At 53.0% G+C, this 25,305-nt stretch carries 19 protein-coding genes; 7 read left to right on the top strand and 12 right to left on the bottom strand.

Annotated features, from left to right (window positions below):
- The first annotated feature begins 5 nt into the window (after positions 1–5).
- Both ssuC and ssuB read left to right on the top strand, forming a co-directional pair.
- Positions 6–797 (top strand): aliphatic sulfonate ABC transporter permease SsuC, encoded by a 792-nt coding sequence (ssuC, locus tag BZK42_RS00205; protein WP_016156130.1) that lies wholly within the window; start codon positions 6–8, stop codon positions 795–797.
- Positions 794–1,561 carry an aliphatic sulfonates ABC transporter ATP-binding protein gene (gene ssuB, locus BZK42_RS00200; protein WP_016152467.1) on the top strand — a complete coding sequence of 256 codons (768 nt, stop codon included), beginning with the start codon at positions 794–796 and terminating at the stop codon, positions 1,559–1,561. Before ssuC ends, ssuB begins: the two co-directional genes overlap by 4 nt.
- 103 nt (positions 1,562–1,664) lie before the next feature.
- Here ssuB and pepN read toward each other — a convergent pair whose 3' ends face one another.
- On the bottom strand, positions 1,665–4,277 hold the full coding sequence (pepN, locus tag BZK42_RS00195) for an aminopeptidase N (RefSeq protein ID WP_016152466.1): 2,613 nt from the start codon (positions 4,275–4,277) through the stop codon (positions 1,665–1,667).
- Positions 4,278–4,542: 265 nt separating this feature from the next.
- Between pepN and pncB the strand changes: the two genes are divergently transcribed.
- From pncB to aspC, 4 genes are all read left to right on the top strand, one after another.
- Positions 4,543–5,745 carry a nicotinate phosphoribosyltransferase gene (pncB, locus tag BZK42_RS00190; protein ID WP_016156127.1) on the top strand — a complete coding sequence of 401 codons (1,203 nt, stop codon included), beginning with the start codon at positions 4,543–4,545 and terminating at the stop codon, positions 5,743–5,745.
- A 165-nt stretch (positions 5,746–5,910) separates the two neighbouring features.
- Positions 5,911–7,311 carry an asparagine--tRNA ligase gene (asnS, locus tag BZK42_RS00185; protein ID WP_016152464.1) on the top strand — a complete coding sequence of 467 codons (1,401 nt, stop codon included), beginning with the start codon at positions 5,911–5,913 and terminating at the stop codon, positions 7,309–7,311.
- A gap of 600 nt (positions 7,312–7,911) precedes the next feature.
- Positions 7,912–9,000: a porin OmpF gene (ompF, locus tag BZK42_RS00180; RefSeq protein ID WP_003035828.1), complete on the top strand. Its 1,089-nt coding sequence runs from the start codon at positions 7,912–7,914 to the stop codon at positions 8,998–9,000.
- A 183-nt stretch (positions 9,001–9,183) separates the two neighbouring features.
- On the top strand, positions 9,184–10,374 hold the full coding sequence (aspC, locus tag BZK42_RS00175; RefSeq protein ID WP_016152462.1) for an aspartate transaminase: 1,191 nt from the start codon (positions 9,184–9,186) through the stop codon (positions 10,372–10,374).
- 54 nt (positions 10,375–10,428) lie between these two features.
- Here aspC and BZK42_RS00170 read toward each other — a convergent pair whose 3' ends face one another.
- The 7 genes from BZK42_RS00170 to cmoM all read right to left on the bottom strand — a co-directional run bounded on the left by BZK42_RS00170 (position 10,429) and on the right by cmoM (position 21,102).
- Positions 10,429–11,076 (bottom strand): MBL fold metallo-hydrolase, encoded by a 648-nt coding sequence (locus BZK42_RS00170; protein ID WP_003035823.1) that lies wholly within the window; start codon positions 11,074–11,076, stop codon positions 10,429–10,431.
- Positions 11,077–11,104: 28 nt separating this feature from the next.
- Positions 11,105–11,653 carry a peptidoglycan L,D-endopeptidase MepK gene (mepK, locus tag BZK42_RS00165; protein WP_016152461.1) on the bottom strand — a complete coding sequence of 183 codons (549 nt, stop codon included), beginning with the start codon at positions 11,651–11,653 and terminating at the stop codon, positions 11,105–11,107.
- A 177-nt stretch (positions 11,654–11,830) separates the two neighbouring features.
- A complete protein-coding gene (gene ldtD / locus BZK42_RS00160; RefSeq protein WP_016152460.1) occupies positions 11,831–13,582 on the bottom strand; it encodes a L,D-transpeptidase in 1,752 nt (583 codons plus the stop codon).
- Between the two features lie 256 nt (positions 13,583–13,838).
- Entirely contained in the window at positions 13,839–18,299 is a 4,461-nt protein-coding gene (mukB, locus tag BZK42_RS00155; RefSeq protein WP_080858508.1) for a chromosome partition protein MukB, read from the bottom strand.
- Positions 18,299–19,003, bottom strand: coding sequence for a chromosome partition protein MukE (gene mukE, locus BZK42_RS00150; RefSeq protein WP_016152457.1), 705 nt, complete (start codon positions 19,001–19,003; stop codon positions 18,299–18,301). Before mukE ends, mukB begins: the two co-directional genes overlap by 1 nt.
- Positions 18,984–20,306 (bottom strand): chromosome partition protein MukF, encoded by a 1,323-nt coding sequence (gene mukF / locus BZK42_RS00145; protein ID WP_016156123.1) that lies wholly within the window; start codon positions 20,304–20,306, stop codon positions 18,984–18,986. Before mukF ends, mukE begins: the two co-directional genes overlap by 20 nt.
- On the bottom strand, positions 20,299–21,102 hold the full coding sequence (gene cmoM, locus BZK42_RS00140; protein WP_080858507.1) for a tRNA uridine 5-oxyacetic acid(34) methyltransferase CmoM: 804 nt from the start codon (positions 21,100–21,102) through the stop codon (positions 20,299–20,301). The genes mukF and cmoM overlap by 8 nt, the downstream gene beginning before the upstream one ends.
- 135 nt (positions 21,103–21,237) lie before the next feature.
- Here cmoM and elyC point away from each other — a divergent pair, with 135 nt between their 5' ends.
- Positions 21,238–22,002, top strand: coding sequence for an envelope biogenesis factor ElyC (gene elyC, locus BZK42_RS00135; protein WP_049269627.1), 765 nt, complete (start codon positions 21,238–21,240; stop codon positions 22,000–22,002).
- A gap of 35 nt (positions 22,003–22,037) precedes the next feature.
- On the opposite strand, the gene BZK42_RS00130 is transcribed toward elyC, so the two are convergent.
- From BZK42_RS00130 to BZK42_RS00115, 4 genes are all read right to left on the bottom strand, one after another.
- Positions 22,038–22,931 (bottom strand): YcbJ family phosphotransferase, encoded by an 894-nt coding sequence (locus BZK42_RS00130; RefSeq protein WP_016156120.1) that lies wholly within the window; start codon positions 22,929–22,931, stop codon positions 22,038–22,040.
- 162 nt (positions 22,932–23,093) lie between these two features.
- The gene (kdsB, locus tag BZK42_RS00125; RefSeq protein ID WP_080858506.1) at positions 23,094–23,840 is read right to left on the bottom strand and encodes a 3-deoxy-manno-octulosonate cytidylyltransferase; all 747 of its coding nucleotides are present in this window, start codon (positions 23,838–23,840) and stop codon (positions 23,094–23,096) included.
- Positions 23,837–24,019: a protein YcaR gene (gene ycaR / locus BZK42_RS00120; protein ID WP_003035793.1), complete on the bottom strand. Its 183-nt coding sequence runs from the start codon at positions 24,017–24,019 to the stop codon at positions 23,837–23,839. The genes kdsB and ycaR overlap by 4 nt, the downstream gene beginning before the upstream one ends.
- Before the next feature lie 51 nt (positions 24,020–24,070).
- Positions 24,071–25,303 (bottom strand): winged helix-turn-helix domain-containing protein, encoded by a 1,233-nt coding sequence (locus BZK42_RS00115; RefSeq protein WP_080858505.1) that lies wholly within the window; start codon positions 25,301–25,303, stop codon positions 24,071–24,073.
- Between the last annotated feature and the right edge of the window lie 2 nt (positions 25,304–25,305).

Here is a 25,305-nt window from a genome sequence, read left to right as displayed (position 1 = left end):
TGCTGATGGCAACGCCGAAAAACAGGTGGTTACTGCGCCTCGCACCCTGGTTTTTACCGGTTGGGTTGGTCGCGCTATGGCAGCTCGCATCATCAATGGGCTGGTTGTCCACCCGCATCCTGCCCTCTCCGGAGGGCGTTGTCGAAGCCTTCTGGACGCTTTCCGCCAGCGGCGAGCTTTGGCAGCATCTGGCGATCAGCTCCTGGCGCGCGCTGGTAGGCTTCTCCATCGGCGGATCGATTGGCCTGACGCTGGGACTGATTAGCGGTCTTTCGCGGTGGGGAGAACGCCTGCTGGATACTTCGGTGCAGATGCTGCGTAACGTGCCGCATCTGGCGCTGATCCCACTGGTGATTTTGTGGTTCGGCATTGATGAATCCGCCAAGATCTTTCTCGTCGCGCTGGGCACGCTTTTTCCGATTTACATCAACACCTGGCATGGGATCCGCAATATCGATCGCGGTCTGGTAGAGATGGCTCGCAGCTATGGGCTGTCTGGATTTTCACTGTTCATTCATGTGATCCTCCCCGGCGCCCTGCCCTCGATTATGGTTGGCGTGCGTTTTGCTCTCGGGCTGATGTGGTTGACGCTTATTGTCGCGGAAACCATTTCAGCCAATGCCGGCATTGGTTACCTGGCAATGAACGCCCGCGAATTTCTGCAAACCGATGTGGTCGTGGTGGCCATTATTCTCTACGCCCTGCTCGGCAAACTTGCCGACGTCAGCGCCCAATGGCTGGAGCGGATCTGGCTGCGCTGGAACCCGGCTTACCATGTGAAGGAGGCTACCGTATGAATACCGCTCGCCTAAACCAAGGCACGCCGCTTTTACTGAGTGCCGTGACGAAACAATACGCCGCCAATACGGTGCTCAATCAGTTAGATTTGCACATTCAGGCCGGACAGTTTGTTGCCGTGGTTGGCCGCAGCGGAGGAGGTAAAAGCACGTTGCTGCGTCTGCTGGCTGGGCTGGAGTCTCCCACCTCAGGTGCATTACTTGCCGGAACCACCCCGCTGGCAGAAATTCAGGAGGATACGCGAATGATGTTTCAGGATGCGCGTCTGCTACCCTGGAAGACGGTTATCGATAATGTGGGTCTGGGTCTGAAAGGTCACTGGCGCGATGCGGCCCGGGACGCGCTGGCCGCAGTTGGGCTGGAGAATCGTGCTCAGGAATGGCCTGCTGCCCTGTCCGGTGGACAAAAACAGCGCGTGGCCCTGGCGCGGGCATTAATTCATCGTCCCGGTCTGCTGTTGCTGGATGAACCCCTCGGTGCGCTGGATGCCTTAACCCGCCTTGAAATGCAGGAGCTGATTGTCTCTTTATGGCAAGAGCACGGCTTTACCGTACTGCTGGTCACCCATGACGTCAGTGAAGCGGTGGCAATGGCCGATCGCGTGTTGCTTATTGAAGATGGAAAAATCGGACTGGATTTAACGGTGGATATTGCGCGACCACGCCGGATTGGTTCGGTGCGTCTGGCCGAGCTGGAAGCAGAAGTGTTAAACCGGGTAATGCAGCGTAGCGAAACGGAACAGCCGATCCGCCGGCATGGATAAGCATTCAGAAAAATCAGGCCCAGTAAGCGCAAGCGCCACCGGGCCTTTTGCCGGATAGCGGCGTTACCGCCTATTCCGGCTTACAAAACGACAGGTCAACGTTTCAGGCTAACGCTTTGGTTACCTTCTCGAACAGATCGCCGGAGAGATTCTCCAGACCTTTCAGCTGTTCCAGCGCCGCGCGCATCTGCGTCTGACGTTTTGCATCATACCGTTTTAAGCGAATCAGCGGCTCAATCAGACGTGACGCCACCTGCGGGTTACGGCTATTGAGTTCAGTCAGCATGTCGACCAGGAACTGATAGCCGCTGCCATCTTCCGCATGGAATGCCGCCGGGTTGCTGCCCGCAAAGGCGCCAATCAGAGATCGGATTCGGTTCGGGTTACTCATACTGAAGGAACGGTGCTTCAGTAAGCCACGTACCGTTTCCAGCACGTTTCTGGCCGGGCTGGTGGATTGCAGGATAAACCATTTGTCCATCACCAGACCGTCATGATGCCACTTATCGTCATACTCCTGCATTAGCGTGTCGCGGCAAGGCAGTTGCGCCGCGACTGCCGCGGACAGCGCCGCCAGCGCATCGGTCATATTGTTTGCTTCACGGTACTGCTTGCTGACCAGCGTGTCGGCCAGATGGGTTTCACCAAAGGCCAGGAAACGCAGGCAGGCATTACGTAGCGTACGCTTGCCAATATCGGCATGCTCAACGCGGTACTCATCAAGATGATTAGCGTTATAGATGGCGAGGAATTCATCCGCCAGTTCGGCCGCCAGCGTGCGAGTTAACGCTTCACGTACTTCCGTTATCGCCACCGGATCGATGATGTCGAACAGTTCAGCAATTTCATTCACCGAAGGCAGCGTCAGAATCTCTGCCGCCAGCGCCGGATCGATTTTCTCATCCAGCAAAATCGCCCGGAATGCATCGGCCACGTGTACCGGCAGCGACAGCGGCTGTCCCTGCTGATGGCGGGCTACGTTGAGCTTAATATAGGTCGCCAGCAAGCTTTGCGCCGCGTCCCAACGAGAGAAATCGTTACGCGCATGACGCATCAGGAAGGTCAGCTGCTGATCGCTCCATTTGTATTCCAGTTTTACCGGTGCGGAGAATTCGCACAGCAGTGCCGGAACCGGCTGGAAGTAGACATTATCAAAGACAAACGTCTGCTCAGCCTGGGTGACATTGAGTACAGAATTCACCGGGTGCCCGCCTTTTTGCAGCGGGATCACTTTCCCTTCGTTGTCATACAACTCGAGGGCGAAAGGAATATGCAGCGGCTGTTTTTCGGCCTGATCCGGCGTGGCCGGCGTGCGCTGGCTGATAGTCAGCGTGTACTGCTCAGTGGATGGATTGTAGTCATCACGCACGGTCAGAATCGGCGTACCGGACTGACTGTACCAGCGGCGGAAATGCGATAGATCGACGTTGGACGCATCTTCCATCGCCTGCACGAAATCATCACAGGTTGCAGCGCTGCCGTCATGACGCTCAAAGTACAACTGCATCCCTTTCTGGAAGTTAGCCTCACCGAGCAGGGTGTGGATCATACGAATAACTTCAGCGCCCTTTTCGTACACGGTCAGGGTATAGAAGTTGTTCATTTCAATGACCATATCCGGACGGATAGGATGCGCCATTGGGCTGGCATCTTCGGCAAACTGCAGGCCGCGCATGGTACGCACATTGCTGATCCGGTTTACCGCGCGTGAGCCGAGATCGGAACTGAACTCCTGATCGCGGAACACGGTTAGCCCCTCTTTCAGGCTCAACTGGAACCAGTCGCGACAGGTCACGCGGTTGCCGGTCCAGTTGTGGAAATATTCGTGACCGATGACGCGCTCAATATCGAGGTAATCTTTGTCGGTGGCGGTATCGGTACGTGCCAGCACATATTTGGAGTTAAAGATGTTCAGACCTTTATTCTCCATCGCCCCCATGTTGAAGAAATCGACCGCGACAATCATATAAATGTCGAGGTCATATTCGAGGCCAAAGCGCTCTTCATCCCATTTCATGGAGTTTTTCAGCGAGGTCATCGCCCACGGCGCGCGGTCCAGGTTGCCGCGATCGACGTACAGTTCCAGCGCCACTTCACGCCCGGAACGAGTGGTAAAGGTGTCGCGCAGGACGTCGAAATCACCAGCTACCAGCGCAAACAGATAACACGGTTTCGGGAACGGATCCTGCCACTGTACCCAGTGACGACCATTTTCCAGTTCCCCCTGCGCCACACGGTTACCGTTGGAGAGCAGGAACGGATATTGGGTTTTATCGGCGATAATTTTGGTGGTAAAACGCGCCAGGACATCCGGCCTGTCGAGATACCAGGTAATATGGCGGAACCCTTCCGCTTCACACTGGGTGCACAGCGCGTCGCCGGACTTGTACAGTCCTTCCAGCGCGGTATTGGCCGCCGGGCTAATTTCATTCACGATACGCAGCGTAAAACGTTCCGGCAGTTGACTGATGACCAGAGCGCCCTCTTCTTCTTTATACTCTGCCCACGGCTCGTCGTTCACGTGGATCGACACCAGGGTCAGATCTTCACCATTCAGGCGCAGGGGCGCATCGGACGCGCCATGACGGACAGCCTGGCTCACGGCGGTGACCACGGTTTTTTCAGCATCCAGGTCAAAGGTCAAGTCAATATCAGTAATCTGGTAATCCGGCGCACGATAGTCGTGACGGTATTTGGCTTGTGGCTGTTGTGTCATAAAAAACCTTTAGCATCTTTGGTAGAGTCTCGGCTTCAGTCTATTCCTGTTGCGTAAATCGCGCTACGCAGAATGTTCATCTTTTCAGGCACAAACACCCTTTTTGCTACATTTTTATAACACGCGGCACGAATTGCCCTCGACCAGAAAGACAGCTTATGGTGTGATCGGGGTTCAATAAATCGCTAAACAAGGTATACTCCAGCGGTTTTCTTAGTTGTTTATTGTACTAAACGCTCCCGTGAGAGGATGCTACTGCGCACCTATGACACAATTCGCTTCTCCTGTTCTGCACTCGCTGCTGGATACAGACGCTTATAAGTTGCATATGCAGCAAGCCGTTTTTCACCACTACTATGATGTACAAGTAGCGGCTGAATTTCGTTGCCGTGGCGATGACCTGCTCGGTATTTATGCCGATTCTATTCGTGAGCAGGTGAATGCTATGCAACACCTGCGACTGCAGGAGGACGAGTACCAGTGGCTCTCCGGCCTGCCTTTCTTTAAAGCTGATTACCTCACCTGGTTACGTGATTTCCGCTATAACCCGGAACAGGTTTGCGTCACCAATGATAACGGTAAGCTGAACATCCGCTTAACCGGGCCGTGGCGTGAAGTGATCATGTGGGAAGTCCCGCTGCTAGCGGTTATCAGCGAGATGGTACACCGTTACCGTTCGCCCGAATCAGGCGTCCCGCAGGCACTCAATGAGCTGGAAAGCAAACTAGTAGAATTCTCTGCTTTAACGAAAGATGTCGATATGTCCCGCTTCCATCTGATGGATTTCGGTACGCGTCGTCGTTTTTCACGTGAAGTACAGCAGGCTATTGTTAAACGCCTGCAGCGAGAGCCCTGGTTTGTCGGCACCAGTAACTACGATCTGGCCCGCCGCCTGTCATTAACCCCAATGGGCACGCAGGCGCATGAGTGGTTCCAGGCTCATCAGCAAATCAGCCCTGAGCTTGCCACCAGCCAGCGCGTTGCCCTGGCCGCCTGGTTAAATGAATATCCTGACCAACTCGGCATTGCGCTGACCGATTGCATCACCATGGATGCGTTTTTACGCGACTTTGGCGTCGAGTTTGCGACCCGCTATCAGGGTTTACGCCATGACTCAGGCGACCCGGTGGAATGGGGTGAAAAAGCCATCGCCCATTATGAAAAACTGGGCATTGATCCGCTGAGCAAAACGCTGGTGTTTTCAGATAACCTCGATTTGAAAAAAGCGATTGAGCTCTACCGCCACTTCTCTTCTCGTGTGCAGTTGAGTTTTGGTATTGGCACACGTTTAACCTGTGATATTCCCCAGGTTAAGCCGCTCAATATTGTAATCAAGCTGGTGGAATGTAACGGCAAACCTGTGGCGAAGTTATCTGATAGCCCGGGTAAAACCATCTGCCACGATAAAGCGTTCGTGCGCGCGCTACGCAAAGCCTTCGATTTGCCGCATATTAAAAAAGCCAGTTAAACCTTCCAGGGAGCCAGTTTGGCTCCCTTTTCACGCTAATTTCCGAAATCTTTCACTCCAGCTACGAATTCTGCTTGTCTGATTGCAGATGCCAGGTAACATAGGTATCCCCCCATTACGGGTGGACATGTGTTTATATATCCGACTATTAACAGAGAGAATATTATGAGCGTTGTGCCTGTAGCCGACGTACTCCAGGGCCGCGTAGCCGTTGACAGCGAAGTCACCGTGCGCGGATGGGTGCGTACCCGCCGAGATTCAAAAGCTGGCATCTCCTTCCTCGCCGTTTATGACGGTTCCTGCTTTGATCCTGTACAGGCCGTCATCAATAATTCTCTGCCCAATTACAATCAGGACGTACTGCGCCTGACGACGGGTTGTTCAGTTATCGTAACGGGTAAAGTCGTTGCATCTCCTGGACAAGGACAGAGCTTTGAAATTCAGGCCACTGAGGTTGAAGTAGCCGGCTGGGTTGAAGATCCTGATACCTATCCAATGGCGGCTAAGCGTCACAGCATTGAGTATCTGCGTGAAGTGGCGCACATGCGCCCACGTACCAACATGATTGGTGCCGTCGCGCGTGTACGTCATACGCTGGCGCAAGCGCTGCATCGCTTCTTCCACGAGCAGGGTTTCTTTTGGGTATCGACTCCGCTGATCACCGCTTCCGATACGGAAGGTGCCGGTGAAATGTTCCGCGTGTCTACGCTGGATCTGGAAAACCTGCCGCGTAACGATCAGGGCAAAGTCGATTTCGACAAAGACTTCTTTGGTAAAGAAGCCTTCCTGACCGTTTCCGGTCAGCTGAACGGCGAAACCTACGCCTGTGCTCTGTCCAAAATTTATACCTTTGGCCCGACGTTCCGTGCAGAAAACTCTAATACCAGTCGTCACCTGGCAGAGTTCTGGATGCTGGAACCGGAAGTGGCTTTCGCCGACCTGAACGATGTTGCAGGCCTGGCTGAAGCGATGCTGAAGTACGCGTTCAAAGCCGTACTGGCTGAGCGTGCGGATGATATGAAATTCTTCGCCGAACGTGTCGACAAAGACGCGATTTCACGCCTGGAACGTTTCATTGAGGCTGACTTCGCGCAGGTGGATTACACCGACGCGGTAAGCATTCTGGAAAAATGCGGCAAACAGTTCGAAAACCCGGTTTACTGGGGTGTGGATCTGTCTTCTGAGCACGAACGTTACCTTGCTGAAGAGCACTTTAAAGCGCCGGTCGTCGTTAAAAACTACCCGAAAGATATCAAAGCGTTTTATATGCGCCTTAACGAAGACGGTAAAACCGTTGCAGCAATGGACGTACTGGCTCCAGGAATCGGTGAAATCATCGGTGGTTCTCAGCGTGAAGAGCGTCTGGACGTACTGGATGCCCGTATGCTGGAAATGGGTCTGAACAAAGAAGATTACTGGTGGTATCGCGACCTGCGTCGCTACGGTACCGTTCCACATTCCGGCTTCGGTTTGGGCTTTGAGCGTTTGATCGCTTACGTGACCGGCGTGCAGAACGTCCGTGACGTTATTCCGTTCCCGCGTACCCCGCGTAACGCCACGTTCTAACCCTGCATTTTTGATACAAAAGCCAGCATTGCTGGCTTTTTTTGTCACCGCTTCACGTTTTGGAATCCCCCTCCCGCGTTTAACACAACCCTTCGCCTTCCCCCTTCCTGTTACGTAATATTTCACCGCAACATATTTGAACAAAAAATAATCATCATTTTTATTGTGGATTAGCATTTCCTGATTAAATAGTACATTTTCTGACCATTTGCACAGCATTCCAGACGTCCAGAAATAGCCATCTGTAAAGCAGGAACTTTATGGCAGAACAGATAAAAAAGGAGGTTATCTAAATTAAATATAAGAAAATCATATAAATAGAAATAGAAGCGGTGATTTTTAGCGTACGCACATCTGAAATTTGAAGTTGTTCACAAAGTTGCACAAAAATAACATTTTGTTACACATTTTTTCTTTTTGAAACTAAATCTTTATATTTGTAGCACTTTGACGGTAGCGAAACGATAGTTTGAATGGAAAGATGCCTGTCAGACACATAAAGACACCAAACTCTCATCAATAGTTCCGTAAATTTTTATTGACGGAAATTATTGGCGGCAGTGGCAGGTGTCATATAAAAACCGATGAGGGTAATAAATAATGATGAAGCGCAATATTCTGGCAGTGGTTATCCCTGCTCTGCTGGTAGCCGGGGCAGCTAACGCTGCAGAAGTTTATAACAAAGATGGCAACAAGCTGGATGTATACGGTAAAACCGTAGGTCTGCACTATTTTTCTGATAACGCTGGCAACGATGGCGATCAGACTTATGCCCGTCTTGGTTTCAAAGGGGAAACTCAGATTAATTCCGATCTGTCCGGTTACGGTCAGTGGGAATACAACTTTGCCGGTAACAACTCTGAAGGCGGCAGCGACGCTCAGAACGGTAACAAAACCCGTCTGGCATTTGCTGGTCTGAAATATGCCGATCTGGGCTCTTTCGACTACGGTCGTAACTACGGTATCGTTTACGATGCCCTGGGTTACACCGATATGCTGCCAGAATTTGGTGGTGATACCGCGTACAGCGACAACTTCTTCGTTGGCCGTGTGGGTGGTGTTGCGACCTACCGTAACTCTAACTTCTTCGGTCTGGTTGACGGCCTGAACTTCGGTATCCAGTATCTGGGTAAAAACGAGCGTGATGGCAATACCGGTCGTTCTAACGGCGACGGCGTTGGCGGTTCTGTAAGCTACGAAATGGATGGCTTCGGGATCGTTGGTGCTTACGGTGCGGCTGACCGTACCAACGCGCAGGAAAACTCTTTCTACGCTAACGGCGGCAAAAAAGCTGAGCAGTGGGCAACCGGCCTGAAGTACGATGCTAACAACATCTACCTGGCGGCGAACTACGGTGAAACCCGTAACGCAACCCGCCTCTCCACTACCCAGAATGGCGTGACCACCAGCGGCTTCGCCAACAAAACGCAAGATTTCTTTGTTGTCGCTCAGTACCAGTTCGATTTCGGTCTGCGCCCGTCCATCTCCTACAACAAATCTAAAGCGAAAGACGTAGAAGGTGTAGGCAACGAAGATCTGGTGAACTACATTGAAGTAGGCGCAACCTACTACTTCAACAAAAACATGTCCACCTATGTTGACTACCAGATCAACCAGATCGATTCTGACAACAAACTGGGTGTGAACTCTGACGACACCGTAGCACTCGGTATCGTTTACCAGTTCTAATAGCAGACCTCTTTGTTAAATGCCTTAAAAACAGGACTTCGGTCCTGTTTTTTTATCTCTGCTAGCGGATTCTTGCGTCTTAAAAAAACACCTCGGCTTTTCGTCAGTAACGGTTGGCATTTTGTAAATCTACCGTTAACCTGATAGCGGACTTCCCTTCTGTAATCACTATGGAACCTCGTCATGTTTGAGAACATTACTGCCGCTCCTGCCGACCCCATTTTGGGTCTGGCTGATTTGTTTCGTGCCGATGACCGCCCAGGAAAAATAAACCTTGGGATCGGTGTATATAAAGATGAGACAGGTAAAACGCCGGTACTGACCAGCGTTAAAAAAGCCGAGCAATATATACTGGAAAATGAAACCACCAAAAATTACCTTGGCATCGACGGTATTCCAGAGTTTGGTCGCTGCACTCAGGAATTACTGTTTGGTAAAGAAAGTTCGCTTATCAACGACAAACGTGCGCGTACAGCACAGACTCCTGGCGGCACTGGCGCACTGCGTGTGGCCGCTGATTTTCTGGCAAAAAACACCTCAGCTAAACGCGTATGGGTGAGCAATCCAAGCTGGCCAAACCATAAGAGCGTCTTTAACTCTGCCGGTCTGGAAGTTCGTGAATACAACTATTACGATGCCGCGAACCACTCATTAGACTTTGATGCGCTGCTGGCAAGCCTCAGCGAAGCGCAGGCTGGCGACGTAGTGTTATTCCACGGCTGCTGCCATAACCCAACCGGTATCGATCCTACGCTGGAGCAGTGGCAAACGCTGGCTCAGCTTTCTGTCGAAAAAGGTTGGTTGCCGCTGTTTGACTTCGCATACCAGGGCTTTGCCCGCGGTCTGGAAGAAGATGCAGAAGGTCTGCGCGCATTCGCTGCGCTGCACAAAGAGCTGATCGTCGCCAGCTCCTACTCCAAGAACTTTGGTCTGTACAATGAGCGCGTAGGCGCCTGTACGCTGGTTGCAGCCGATGCTGAAACCGTCGACCGCGCGTTTAGCCAGATGAAATCCGTCATTCGTGCCAACTATTCCAACCCACCAGCACACGGTGCGTCGGTTGTGGCAACCATCCTGAGCAACGATGCCCTGCGCGCTATCTGGGAGCAGGAACTGACTGATATGCGTCAACGCATCCAACGCATGCGTTTGCTGTTTGTGAATACGCTGCAGGAGAAAGGTGCGAACCGCGACTTCAGCTTTATCATCAAACAGAACGGCATGTTCTCATTCAGCGGCCTGACCAAAGAGCAGGTTCTGCGTCTGCGTGAAGAGTTTGGTGTCTATGCCGTCGCTTCCGGACGTGTGAACGTAGCAGGAATGACGCCAGATAATATGGCGCCGCTGTGCGAAGCGATTGTCGCAGTACTGTAATCTATCGCGTACTAAAAAGGCCGCAATAGCGGCCTTTTTCATTTATCTGCGGTGTTACCAGACTGGCATTTCATCCTGCAGGAACGGATTATGTAGCCGTTCGTTGCCCAACGTCGAAAGTGGGCCGTGACCCGGAATAAACGTCACGTCATCGCCCAACGGCAACAGTTTACGTTTAATCGAATCAATCAATTGACTATGATCTCCGCGAGGAAAATCGCTGCGCCCAACGCCGCCTTTGAAAATCACGTCACCAGAAATCAGTAGCTTTGATTGTTCATCAAAGAAGACCACATGTCCCGGCGTGTGACCCGGGCAATGCAGTACCTGCAACGTCACGTTACCCACGCTTACCCGGTCGCCTTCATTCAACCAGCGATCGGGCGTCAGCGGCTCACAATCGCCCAGGCCAAACATGCGACTCTGAGCAGGAAGTCCTTGTAACCAGAACTCATCTTCTTTTTCCGGACCAATAACCGGTACACCATAATGCTGTGCCAGTTCAGCCGCCGCACCTACGTGATCAAGATGACCATGGGTGAGCAGGATCTGCATTAGCGTCAGGCCACTGGCATCGACTTCCTGTTTGATTTTCTCAGCATCGCCGCCGGGATCGACCAGCGCAGCCAGACGGGTTTGCTCACACCAGATTAACGAGCAGTTCTGGGCGAATGCAGTGACCGGAATAATACGATAGTTCATACGGCTCCTGTTTCATTAAGCTTATGGATCACCAATGACGCGCCGGTCCGGTGTCAATATGCACAAAGTTACTGCGTGGGTAGTATCCTACACCACCTGCGCGCATAGATAACGCAGCTTTGCGAATATTACTTAATGCGATGCCTTCAATATGGAAATCCATGGCCTGCCCTTTCGTGTGGTAGCTTTTCTTTGCCACACCGCGGCTGTGCGCACGTAATTCATTATTGGTATCAATAGAGCGGTAACCAGAAATAAGCTGTACGGGTTTACGCGTGCCCAGCAGGCCCTGCAGACGGAAGAGTTGATCGAACAATCCCGGATCGATGGATTTCACTTTATTCGCACGAAAATCACGGAAAAAGTGATTAAGTTTAGCTAATTCGTCCTGAATATAGCCCCTGCCATCAAAAAACTCTGCTTTTATTGACTCACCGGTATGCAGGTTATTCAGAGTCAAAATGCGCGGACGTGGGGTGGAGAGTGTAGCAAACGCAGGCGTAGGCAGGATGGCAGCGCCGAGGGCAATGCCACCAAGCGCCAGCAGTTTGCGGCGATTAGCGTCAAATTTGTCCATGGTTTTAAGGTCTACAAGGTCAATGTTATCGTATGTATGCTCTAGCGCACGCGGGAAACCTTATCTGGCTAAGTAGTCCACGTCAAGGCTCCCAACCCCAGGAAATACGGGGCTTGCAGCCATTTCGCCCCGTTTCCAGCATAACTTACGACAATTATTTTCCTCGAACTGCTTCATTTATCTGATTAATTGTTCAGCTTTTGACACAATTTGTGCACTGGATCGCGCTGTCTGATCGTAATTGTAAATATCTGTACGATACTGCGTGCGACCATCCGGGCCAACAAATGCGGTCAGATAGTAGAGGTTGACGGGGATATTCTGGCGAATATTCACGTACCTTGTATCCCCTTGCTTCAGGGCATCCGAGATGCGCGTATCATTCCACCCCGCATCCTGTAGCAGCATATTCGCCAGCTCAGATGCCTTGTTCACGCGCACGCAGCCGGAGCTTAACGCCCGCGAATCCTTCTGGAACAGAGTGTGGTTCGGCGTATCGTGCAGATAAATAGCATCCGAACTCGGCATATTGAATTTATAGCGTCCGAGCGAGTTACGCGCTCCCGGAGCCTGCTGGAAGCGGAACGGCAGATTGGAGGCGGTGATGGTGGCCCAGTCAACCTGCCACGGATCTATCGTCTCTTTGCTGTTCCAGCCGCGCATTACGGTATAGCCGTGACGCTCAAGATACCCTGGGTCATTCCAAACCTTAGGCAGAATATCCTTCCGGGCCAGCGTCGGAGGCACGTTCCACGGCGGGTTAACGACCACGTTATTCAGCGCACTGCTCATCATCGGCGTTTTACGATCGGGACGTCCGACGATAACGCGCGAGGCCAGCACCTGATTGCCGTTTTGATAATACACCAGCGAGTAGGCAGGAATATTCACCATGATACCGGTAGACAGCGTACCCGGCAGCAGGCGCAAGCGCTGAATATTTAACGCCAGCACGCCCGCACGTTGAGCGGGCGTCACGTTCAGCCAGTCACGCGTGGCTGGGCCAATCGCGCCATCGGCCCCAAGCCCCTGCCACGTCTGAAAACGCTTAACCGCGTCAACAAGTTCACGATCGTAAGCGCTACGGCCTTCTTTAGCAGCCGTACTGACAACAGACTCCAGCATCCCGGTGCGGCGCAAAATTTCACGCAGCGCAGGGATATCCTTACTCCACTCCCCCGGACGCAGCGTCGCGGTACTGGTCAGTTGCGGCCAGGGCCGCGTATCGCCCACCAGCTTGAGCAGCGATTCATGCATGGCTGCGTACTGCGGATGTTGCGGTGCCAGGCTGGCGACAAACGAAGTCAGTTGACCGTTATCCAGCGCGACTTGCCATTGGTTGATCACGGAAATCGGCGGCGTCGTCAGCGCATAGGGCTTATCGCTATAGAGCCAGCGATTGCCTTTGACGGGGATGTTGGCAATAAAGTGCAGATACCCCATCATCGCATCTGAGAGCACGATATCTCGCGCCTGACCGGTTACTGCTGGGTCAGTCAGTAGAGCAACCCAGGTGGTGAACTGCGGCTGAAAGCCGGCAATCGCCACTTCAGCTAACTGTTGCTGAAAGGCTTTTACCGCATCACGATTTTCCCACATCGGTTTCATTTCGCGTGCGGCATACAGCAGTTCCAGTTGGCTCATATAAACCGGTGTGAAGCCCGCTGGAAGTTGAGATTGTAATTCGGCGCGGGCTTTATCAACTGACACGCCCTCGGGCAGTGGTTGAATACCTGCCATGATAGCCGTCGCGGAAGATTGAGCCTGCGGCTGCGATAACGCTGTTGGCTGTTCACTGACGGTCGCTGAGCTATCGCCAGGGATCATTTCAGGCTCATCGGCCTGCGCATTGAACAGTGGAGCGAATGTTACGGCCAGGCACAAACTAATTGCCGACAGCCGACGACCACACATTTTATTAAGCAACATCCCTTGCCCCCTGTTTTTTTATCATACTTTGAGTAGCCAGGCCGTATGTCTTCCCCTTATTTTGGCGGGGCCGAACCTGTAAAACGCCAATACAAGCTGAAGTATGACGAGCAAGCCTGTGACGCGTTAGGCTTACCTTTAGTATATAAACATGAAAAAATTTTTGCCTAACCTAATGTAAAGAAGTTTAAAGAAATTACACCAGTTATTGAGAATTTCCGGAAAAAAAGAAGGCGGCCATTTAGCCGCCTTTTATTTAGCTTGCCTGCGAGGAGGCATCTTCGGTGCCTGGCAGCGGCTCAGGTAACTGAGGCGCAAACCCGCGCAGACCTACCACGTGAACGTGTTCGGTGTTCTGGAAGACTTTACGCACCAGTTTGTAGGTGGTGCCTTTCTCCGGGCTAATGTTTTCTGGGGCTGCGATAATCAGTTGCATTTGCAGACGCTCGCACAGTTCAAACAGAGTCGCGATAGAGCGTGCATCAAGTCGCGCAGCTTCATCCAGGAACAGCAGACGGCAAGGAGAAATATCTTTCCCGCGCAGTCTACGCCCTTCGTCTTCCCAGCTTTGCACAACCATCACCAGAATAGACATCCCGGTCCCGATCGCTTCACCGGTTGACAGCGCGCCAGATTCAGCACGCAGCCAGCCGTCAGAGCCACGGTTAACCTCAACTTCCATTTCCAGATAGTTACGGTAATCCAGCAGCTCTTCACCAATGGTTTGCGGCGTACGTTGCCCCATATCAATCTGCGGATTCAGACGCTGATACAACTTCGCCAGCGCTTCAGAGAAGGTCAGACGATTGCTGTTAAACAGATCCTGGTGCTGCTCATGCTGTTCGGAAAGTACGTCCAGCAAGGTAGCATGCGTCTCGCGTACGTTGACGTTCAGACGAACGCTGTTTACCTGGCCAAACGACACGCTTTGCAGCCCCTGGTTCAGCACGCGAATACGGTTCTGTTCGCGCTGAATGGTCTTACGAATGATATTCGCCACGCTGCGAGAGCTGATCGCCAGTTTCTGTTCGCGGGACGTTAATTCTTCCGTCAGACGGCTCAGCTCAATCTCCATCTGTTCGATCGCTTCAACCGGATCGTCGGTACGGATAATATCCTGGCGAATACGTTCACGCAGATGCTGATAAACCGCAACAAAGAACTGAATTTTACGCTCTGGGCGTTTTGGATCTTCAGACATGCGCAGTACATCGCGCAGGTGTTCGTTATCCGCAACCGCCAGGCGCAGCGCACCAAGCGCCTTATCCGACATCGAGCGCAGTTCATCACCGGAAAGATACGCCAGCTCCCGACGGTGCAGGCGGCGTTCAACGCCGTTATCTTTCACCATCCGCATCACCGCACACCATCCGGCTTTCGCGGTAACCACCTGCTCGCGCATTTCAAAATAATCACGTTCCAGCTTGCGCAGCCTGCGGGTCAGGTTTTCCATCTCCGCTTCGCAGAAGGTCAGCGCTTTTTCCAGTTGGTTACGGCGGGCACGGTTATTGCTGAGCTGCGCATGCAGTTCATCACGACGAATACGCGCGCGCTCTTCGGCACCGCTGTCCGCACGAACGCCAATATCCTGCAGTTCACGTTGTAAATCGTTAAGCAGCTCTTTTTTGGTGTCATAGGAGCTTTTCAGCGACGCCATGACCTGGTTGTACTGGCTTAACTGTGCGGCGTGACTGCGTAGCGCTTCACGGGCGCGGGTACGTTCGGCTTCCGCCTGTTCCAGGCGCTCACGCAGTTTTTCGTTCAGATCGCTGTTGCCGCTAAGCATTTCAGCAGAGTCGGAATAGCTAAAGTGCGCCCGGCGCTGCACCACTTCGGTCAGAGCAAAAGCTTGCTGACGCGCATCGCGCTGCATCTGCTGGGAATACGCGTAGTCTTCCTTCAGTTGTTCAAACTGCTCAGGGTCATTTTGCAGGACCGAAACAATCGGTTCCAGTTTGGCTAACTGGTTGCCATGTTGCTGTACAAAACGCGCCGCTTCCTGGGCTTCATCCAGGCGCTCACGAATTTCGTCCACGCGATCGGCCAGCGTGTCATCCGCCAGCAGATTCAAACGCGGGAGAAGGCGGTTAAGAGCAGAGACCCCCTCTTTCGCCTGCTCAAACTGCATACGGCTTTGCTGATTATCATTTTCATGATTGGTCAGCGCACGTTCCAGTTCAACGCGACGGCCATTCAGTTGGCGAATTTCCGCTTCCGGATCGGCTTCAAACGCCACCGACAAATGACTGCCAATGAAACGACTGAACGCCTGATGCAGACGCTGGGTTTTCTGGACGTCAAAGGAGAGCGTTGCGAAACGTTCAGACAGCCCTTCACGCTCGGCATGCAGGGTTTCGATACGGCTTTCGCGCGCTGCACGGCCAAAAATCGGCACCGTCGGGAAGCGGGAATAACGCCACTGACGCTCGGCGGTTTTCACCACTACCGCTTTTTCCAGCTCATCAACGCTGAAAACGCTGTCATCAAACGACTGCGGATCCCCTTCGATGAAATAGAGATCTTCCGGACAATCCGTCAGCCCTTCAAGCTGCTCGGTAATCAGCGTCAGATCCGGCACCACGATGGCATGACGCGAAGGACCGTACAGCGCAGAGAAGTACGGCGCATCTTCAAGGCTAACGTCGTCATAGATTTCTGACAGCAGAACGCCGCCGAAGCGCTCCGCCAGCGCGTTCAGACGCTGATCTTCCGCCCCGCCCGGCTGACTTAAACGTTCAATTTCTTCATCAACTGCATTTTTGCGCGCACCGACTTCATCACGCTCAACAATGGCTTCACGCTCGCGCTCCAGCAGTTGTTGCAGATACTCGGTCACATCCTGGCTTGAGGTAAACTCTTCGCCACACTGCTCGCTAAGCTGATTCAGGCTATTCTGCGCGGCCAGCCATACAGGCGCACGTTTCATCAGATGCTGGATACGAGACTGTAGCTGTTCCTGCTCCTGACGCAACGTCATACGCTGTTCGCTGGCAGAAGAGACGCTGTCCGACAAGGCGGCGATGCGTGCTTCCAGCTCCTGGTGCAGCGCTTCCAGCTCATCGATATCGAACTGTTTACCCTGACGCTTGCAGAATTCAGCCAGCAGACGCTCGGCGTCTTGCTGTTCGCGCAAACGCTGCTCCAGCTCGCTAAGTCGCATACGCAACGGCTGAACCTGTTCCGCCAGGTGGCGCTGTTCAACGCCTTCCCGTAGCAGTTCACGCGCCACGCTCCAGGCTTCACCACGCGCCAGCGGGCCATTGATAGCCGCCACCAGCTGATAAGCCTGTTCGAACTGGCTGTGCGCGGTTTGCGCCACGCTCATTTTTTGTTCCAGCGTCAGCAGTTTTTCAGTGGCTTCCTGCTCTTTAGCCTGGAAGGTTTCCAGCCATTCAGCAGCGCTGTCGGCGGTCAGATCCGGTAAGTGGCAGAGCTCTTTCGCCCGATTCAGCGCCTGGATCGCCTGGGTATATTGGATGGCTCGCGTTTGCTGGACGTCCAGCGCTTGCTGATAATCGGCAAGCTGGCTTTTCAGCTCATCCACTTCCAGTTCCGCGGCTTCTGCGCGGGCTTCGTTTTCATCCTGGCGGTCAACGGCTTCCGCGACCACCTCATTTTGTTCTTCGAGACGGACCTGCAGTTCTTCGAGATCCGCTTCGTAGCGTTCAATTTTTTCCTGCTGACGCAGCGCGGTTTGCACCAGATTCAGGTGATCGCTCGCGGCCTGGTAATCAGCTTCCAGATCGCCTTCCGCGCCGTTATGCTCGCCCAGTTCGCGCGCCATATCCACGTGCTTATACTGCTCCGCGGCCAGCTGCTTACGTGAAGTATGCAGCTCACGACGATATTCCAGCGCTTTATCAAGATGGATACGACGTTCGTTGGCGTGACGCATATAATCCGCGGCCACATAGTTGGTCGCTTCGCTGATCAAATGCTTAAACAGATCGCGGTCAGACTGAGTTACGCGAATCGCTTCCAGCGTCATGCGGTTTTCACGCAGCGCAGCTTCCATATCCTGGAAGGCTTTACGTACGCCGCTGTTTTCCGGCAGCAGGTAGTCACGCAGTGAACGGGTAATGGCACTGGAGATCCCGCCGTACAGCGAGGCTTCAATCAGACGATAGAATTTACTACGGTCAGACGCGGAACGCAGACGACGGGCGATGATGCCCAGATCGAACATCAGTGAGTGATAATCGGTGATTGAGTTGAACTGTTTAAACTGCACACCTTCCATCTCATCAAGCTTCTCTTTCAGCTCAGAGAGGGACAGCACGCGCGCCTGGCGTTCATTCAGCGTTTCCGTCACCAGTTGGGTTGGCTGCACCGACATCGGCAGCCCCTGAATGGCAAACGGTTTGATATCCACTTTACGATCGCGACCAGCAACCTGTTGCAAACGCACCCCCACGACCACGCGCTGATGGCGCGAGTTGAGGACGTCGAGCATTGAGTAACAGACGCCCGCTTTCAACTTACCGTGCAGGCCCTTATCACGTGAACCACTGGTTGCACCGGCTTCGGTGGTGTTACGGAAATGCAGCAGGGTTAAGTCCGGGATGAGCGCTGTAACAAATGCCGCCATGGTGGTGGACTTACCCGCACCGTTACCGCCGGACAGCGTGGTAACCAGTTCATCAAGGTCGAATGTACGGGCAAAAAAACCATTCCAGTTAATCAGCGTAAGTGAGCGAAATTTACCGCGTTCAATCATTATTCTTCTTCTCCACTGTCCGGCTGATTCTCTTCGGGCTCATCGTTGAGCTGCAGGCGGTTCTCGACCGGCATCGCTTCGCCATCACGAATTAAGCGACGCTGCGCTTCGCGCGGATCGTCACCGCTGCGCACATCCGCGCCAAAGCGGAAGACTGATTCCGTAATACGGAATTTGCTGCTGTCGTGACCCATAAACCACACCATGCCTAAACGGCGCAGACGGTTTAGCGAAGAACGAACTTTTTCCTGTAGCTTCTGGCGATCAACATCCGAACCGGTTGAACGGTTGTTCACCAGTTTCAGCAGCTTCGCTTCATCAGCCAGCGTTAGCAGCTCGTCGTACAACTCTTGCTGGGTAAAAATCCCTTCGTTCGCCAGGCGTTCCGGGCTGAGATAGAGATAGCAAAGAATTTTACCGACCATCATGTCCAGTTCAGACAGGACCGAACGGGGAATGAGCGTCGTTGAACGCGGGCGAAGGTAGAAGAACCCTTCCGGCGCACGGATCAATTCCACGTTATAGCGGCTGTAAAACTCTTCAAAATATTCCTGAAAATCCATCAGGAAGGCATGATTATCCAGTTCATCCAGACCGATATGGCGGCCCGAACGTAAGGCGCTGTCCAGCGCCGGAAATAACGGATTCGCCAGCGCCTGCGCCAGCTTTACCGGCATCACTTGTTCAATATTTGTCAATGACATGCGCCTGTACCTTGGCTCCGTAATCATTAATCGGCTGCCATTTGGCTGGCAGTCCGGTGAAGTCTGCTTGCGCTACGCCAAGGCGTACCGCCTGATCGATAACTATGCGCGCGACGTCGAAATGACGCGCACGTGGGTATTGCGCCAGATACTCGCGCACGACCAAACCGAGATCCAGTGGTGTTTGTCTGGATTTGTAGATAGCCAGCTGTTCTTCGATGATCGCCGCCAGCTGTTCACGGATCTCGTTAAATTCTTCATATTCCAGATCTTCCGGAAGCTCGCCGGTGACCTCTTCGTCACGCAGCACCATCTCTTCGTCACGCATATCCAGCAGACGATCGGCGTTGGCATAGGTTAGCGCCCACGGATCGTCAAAGTATGTCTGCACGGACTGGCGCAGACGCTGGGCAAAGACGCGGTTTTTATCCATATCGATCGCGGTACGGATAAACTTATGCACGTGACGATCGTAGCCGATCCATAAATCAATGGACTGCTGACCCCAACTGATAATGCGGTCGAGCTTACTTTGTAAGTCAAACACCAACCGATCGACGAAATGCAAATCGTCATGCGTCATCGTGGCGTCCTGGATGTGTAACAGGTGAGCCTGTAGCTTATCCCCCGCCGCTTCCAGCGTATCCTGCAGTTCACGCAGCGTACCAGACGTTTCAGAGAGCAGCAGTTCACAGCTGGAGATCGCCGCCCGCCAGTCTTTATTAAGCAACTGTGCGATGTCGTCTTTTACCTGCTGTTGCTGTTCATCCATGATGCGCTGGGTCAGATCGATACTGTCGAAAATCTCCGCCACCGAGTATTTCAATGGCGCGTAGACGTTGCGATGCCAGTGGAACTCATCGCCACCTTCCGCTGCCGCATCCGCCGCGCGCTTTAGTTCACCAGCAACAATCGACAGCTGCATTGAAAGACGTAGCGTAGAGAATTCACGCTGACGAATGTAGTAATCCGTGATGCCAATTCCCAATGGCGTTAAACGATATATAGCGTTGCCTTCCGCCTGCTCGCTGGTAAAGCGGTTCAGCAGACGTTGACGCACCATATCGTTGATCGCGTTGTTGGCGCGTACGCCGATGGTTTCGCTGGTTTGCTCAAACGCATCACTCACATGGCGGAACGCATCCACCAGCTCACCTTCACTCATCTCGCCGTCAAGTCGCTCACCGTTCAGGGTCGCGACCGCCAGCAGGAACGAAAGTCTGTCTACCGGCAGAGAGATGGAGAAGTCATTTTTTCTGGCCCAGGCAACCAGTTCGGGGACTGTCTGGGAAAATTCACTCATAAATTATCCTTGCATCTGCGGCTCGGGCCGAACTTTTAATCGCGGTGACATGAATATAGCGCCCAAGGCTGATATACGGTTCCTGGCGGCAATAGCGCGTTTCTAACTCAAGTAACATTTCAAAGTCGTCATGCTGTTTATGTTTATCTCGCAGATAATCATGAAACACGCGGACGCCCGTTTTACCGGTTATCTGCCAACCGATCTCGTCCAGCCACTGGTAGACCTGCCCCGGATCGCGCGGGTAGTCCGGTGAAAGCGTGCGCTTTTTACGTTTCGGCATCCCCACCTGCACATAGTCAAAGTTCCCTGCGACCATGTTATGCATCAACAGACCGTTAGCATTGTAGAACATTAACGACAGCGCGCCGCCAGGACGCAATACTGACCACAGAGTCTGCAACACGTTGACCGGATCTGTCACCCACTCCAGCACAGCATGAAACAATATCAGATCAACCGGGCTTTCCAAATGCGAAGCAACATCCTGAGCAGCGCATTGTATAAAATGCATGTTCCCGCTCACACCTTTTGCCTCTGCCGCCTGTTGCGCTCGGGCGATCATCTCGCCAGACAGATCGCATAATGTGACGAAATGTCCTCGTTCCGCCATTTTGATGGCCGTTTGCCCTTCACCACCACCGGCATCCAGAATGTGCAGTTTTTGCTCACCGAACGTTTCCAGTAATCGATCCAGATCCTGCCAAAGGATAGCCTGTCTTAAATGACCTTTGGTGGTGCCGTAAATGTTACGGGAAAACTTCTCTGCAATGTCATCAAAATTGCGATCCCGCATCGGGCTCTCCGCATACTGGCTTTAGGGTGACTAAGTAAAACCGCTATTTTGTCACACCCACGCCGAGAATGAACCTTCCTGGTGTAATATCCCTGCAGATCCCCTGCTGTATGGTTAAAAAAGGAACCAAAAAGGATGCTTTTTACGCTGAAGAAAGTGATTGGCGGTATGATGCTGCCGCTGCCACTGATGCTAATTATGATGGGTATTGGCCTGGCGCTGGTCTGGTTCAGTCGCTTTCAAAAAACAGGGAAAGTGTGTATTAGCCTGAGTTGGCTGGCACTGTTACTCCTTAGTTTACAGCCCGTCGCCGACAGACTGTTGAAACCGATTGAGGACAGTTATCCAACGTGGCAAGGTTCGCAAAAAGTGGAATATATTGTGGTGCTGGGCGGAGGGTATACCTGGAATCCGCAGTGGGCGCCGAGTTCAAATCTGATCAGCAACAGCCTTCCACGTCTGAATGAAGGTATTCGCCTATGGCGCGCAAACCCGGGATCGAAGCTCATCTTTACCGGCGCTGCCGCAAAGACGAATAACGTCAGTACCGCAGAAGCTGGCGCCCGAGTAGCGCAGTCGCTGGGGGTGCCAGCCGATGAAATCATCACCCTGGATCACCCCAAAGATACCGAAGAAGAAGCCGCGGCGGTAAAGAAGGCCATCGGCAATGCGCCGTTCCTGCTGGTAACCTCTGCCTCCCACTTACCGCGGGCGATGATCTTCTTCCAGCAGGCCGGCTTGCATCCGCTGCCAGCGCCAGCCAATCAGTTAGCGATTGATTCACCGCTTAATCCGTGGGAGCGCGCTATACCCTCCCCCGTTTGGTTGATGCACAGCGATCGCGTTGGTTACGAAACCCTGGGACGCATCTGGCAGTGGCTGAAGGGATCGGAACATTGACAGGAATGCTGCCTGATAAGGTGTTCACATGTTTATCATGCGAGCCACGGCAGCAATGATTTCGTTGCCAGGTCAAAGTTGGAACGATTAAAGCGTCCGGTGTTGACCAGTTGCGTCACTTCATCCCATAACACGTACAACCAGCGCCGCCAGATGAATGACTCCGCCACTGGCGCGCGCTGCAGGTATTGCCAAAGCAGGCTTTCCGCCAGCGCATTATCCATCAGGCGGAACAGTTCATATTCCCTTGGCGCCCACAGCATCAACCCCGGTCCCACCATAGCCAGAAGCTGATCGCTACGGGCATCTTTGAGCATGCTACGTAAACTGAAATTACCGTGGATCAGCACGCAGTTATCATTGAATCCTTCAAATAAGGCAGGCAAACACTCACGCGTGCGAAACAGGATCCGCTTGTCCTGCATCGTTAGTCCGGTATTGTTGAACTGATTTAACGTGGTCCACAGCACCTCAACCCGCTGACGATACCAGGATGGCCAGATATTCTCTTGCGTGTTATCCACCATTCCCACGCAACCAGCACTATCCTGCCGATGCCATGACAGCAGACCTTCTACGATCTGATCTTTTAAATGTTCCCAGCGTTCGGGCGTTCGGGCAGGCGCTTCCACCGGCACTCCACGTAAACGCTCAAGCAGTAGCACATCAGGACCGGGATGTTCCTCGTGGGTTAAGACCCCATAAATGACGGGCATACGCACCGTACCACTGCGCGCCAGCATGGAGGTTTTCCATGCCAACTGCTGCGCCATACCCGGCGTGGTGAAACTTCTCGCCATCAGTGGCATCGGATTTCCCTGGCTGTCGTACAGTGACCACAGGGCCGTATCCACTTTTTCATTCACGCATTCTATACGACTGAGTTTTTCACCCAACAGATGACTGAGTTCGGCACGCAACTGTTCCATTTCGGATTGCCCTCATAAATGCTACTGCTTTCATAATGAGCGTCGTGCAGACAGATGTCACCCGGATGAGATCAATTGATGAAAAGAAAAGTGGCGGGAAAGCGTAACGATATGACACTCCTCCCAAAAATTGGCGTCCTCAGGGGAGTGTCGTGAGAAAAACTAACGCATTTCGGCGCGAACGCGCTCAAGATCTTCGGCAGTGTCTACGCCGGTACCGGGTACTTCTTTTGCGACGGCAACATGAATTTTTTCGCCGTACCACAGCACACGTAGTTGCTCCAGCATTTCAATATGCTCAAGCGGGCTGGGCTGCCAGTTAACATAACGGCGGATAAAACCGGCGCGATAGCCGTAAATACCCAGATGTCGCAAGAAGGTGTCACCCACCGTTTCCAGGCTTTTAGCGAAACGGTCGCGATCCCACGGAATGGTCGCGCGTGAAAAATAGAGTGCATAACCTTCGGCGTCCAGAACGACTTTCACCGCATTCGGATTAAATGCCTCTTCCGCACTGTGAATCGGGGCAGCAAGGGTCGCCATACCGACCTGGCGCTGCGCCAGATTCTCAGCGACCTGGCGAATAATGACCGCCGGGATCATCGGCTCATCACCCTGTACGTTCACAATAACGGTATCATCGCTAAAGCCACATTTCTCGACGACTTCCGCCAGACGCTCCGTACCGGACTGGTGATCGGCGCGGGTCATGCATACTTCACCACCCACCGCTTCTACCGCGCGAGCGACATCTTCGTGATCGGTCGCAACAATAATATGTTCAGCGCCAGATTCACGCGCACGCTCCAGCACATGCACGATCATCGGCTTGCCATTGATATCCAGCAGCGGCTTGCCCGGCAAACGTGTGGACGCATAACGCGCAGGAATAATGACCACAAAACTCATGATTTACTCTCATCAGCAGTCAGAACGCGAGCTTCGGTTTCCAGTAACACGGGAATGCCATCACGCAGTGGGAAAGCAAGGTTATCCAGTTTACAAATCAGTTCCTGTTTTTCCTGGTTAAACCAGAGTTTGCCATTGCATACCGGGCAGGCAATGATTTCAAGCAGACGATGATCCATAGTTCCTCCAGATGGACCGGATTGTGAATCCGTAAATATTAACATAATCGCTTACCGTGCTGGGTCTATTTCCCAACCATGGCGTGCATCAGCAAATAAACCTTCAGGATAGCGTCCCAGCGTCACACGTGTTGCCTGCTGCCAGCGGGCAAAATCATCAATCGCCTGAAACAATCCTTTTTGCAGAGTAACCCCAGGTTTGACGCCATCCTGTAACCAGAGCGAAATCACTTCCAGTACGCCCGTTTTGCGGTGCATTTTGGCATCCATCCGCCCAACTAACTGTCCGCGATGCAGTAGCGGCAGGACGAAATAACCATACTGACGTTTCGGTGCTGGCGTGTAACATTCGAGCCGATAGCTAAAATCGAATAGCTGCTCTGCCCGTTTACGATCCCAGACCACCGGATCAAAGGGTGATAATACTGCGCTATGCGTCGCCGTTAATTTACCCGTCAATGCCTGCTCCAGCAGCGGCTGAAGGTGGCTATGCAGCCACAGGGTTCCTAACCCTTCGACATCGACAGGAATAATCTGTTGCTGCTGTGCACGTACGTTGCACCAGTTTTTTAGCGCCGGACGCTTCAGGCGATAGTAGTCTGCCAGCCATTGTTCGCGAAAAATCCCCAGACTGCGGGCGCTGTTATCCAGCATGAGGCTTTCAGCTTCTTCCTGTGAAAGCCGGTCGCGTTCATCATCCCAGTGCGGCATGACGCGATGGGTTAAATCATACACTCGCTGGAAATTACGCCGTTCCACCACCATCACTTTCCCGGCGGTGAACAGGCCTTCAAGATGACGCTTATGCGGTTTCCATGCCCACCAGCCGCTGGCCCCCTTGCGCAGATGCTCAAAATCGGCAGAGCGTACTGGTCCGTTATGCTGGATGTGCTGGAGCAGTTGCTCAATCTCATGCGCATGTTCTTTCATCCACTCCGCTTTATATTTCCAGCCCATTTTCTCCGGGGCCAGCATGCGGTGACGTATCAGCATAAAGTCGCTACGCGGCAAAAAGCAGGCCTCGTGCGCCCAGTATTCCATCAGTTCGCCCCGATGCAACGCGTCATCCAGCCACTGGGGCGAATAATCACCCAAACGACTAAACAGCACCAGGTAAGGGCTGCGCGCCACAATATTGATGGTATCGATTTGCAGTAACGACATGCGCGAAATGGTAGCAAGAATATCTGCTGGGGTTGCCCGACGGCGTGTTTTTTTCAGCAGCCCTTGAGCGGCAAGGTGAAGATGACGGGCATCCGTCAAAGAAAGACGCGGCAACGACATTT

The organism is Citrobacter braakii (assembly GCF_002075345.1).
GTDB classification, from domain to species: Bacteria; Pseudomonadota; Gammaproteobacteria; order Enterobacterales; family Enterobacteriaceae; genus Citrobacter; species Citrobacter braakii.
Note: the sequence above shows the minus strand (reverse complement) of the source record. Positions and strands in the feature narration are given on the sequence as shown.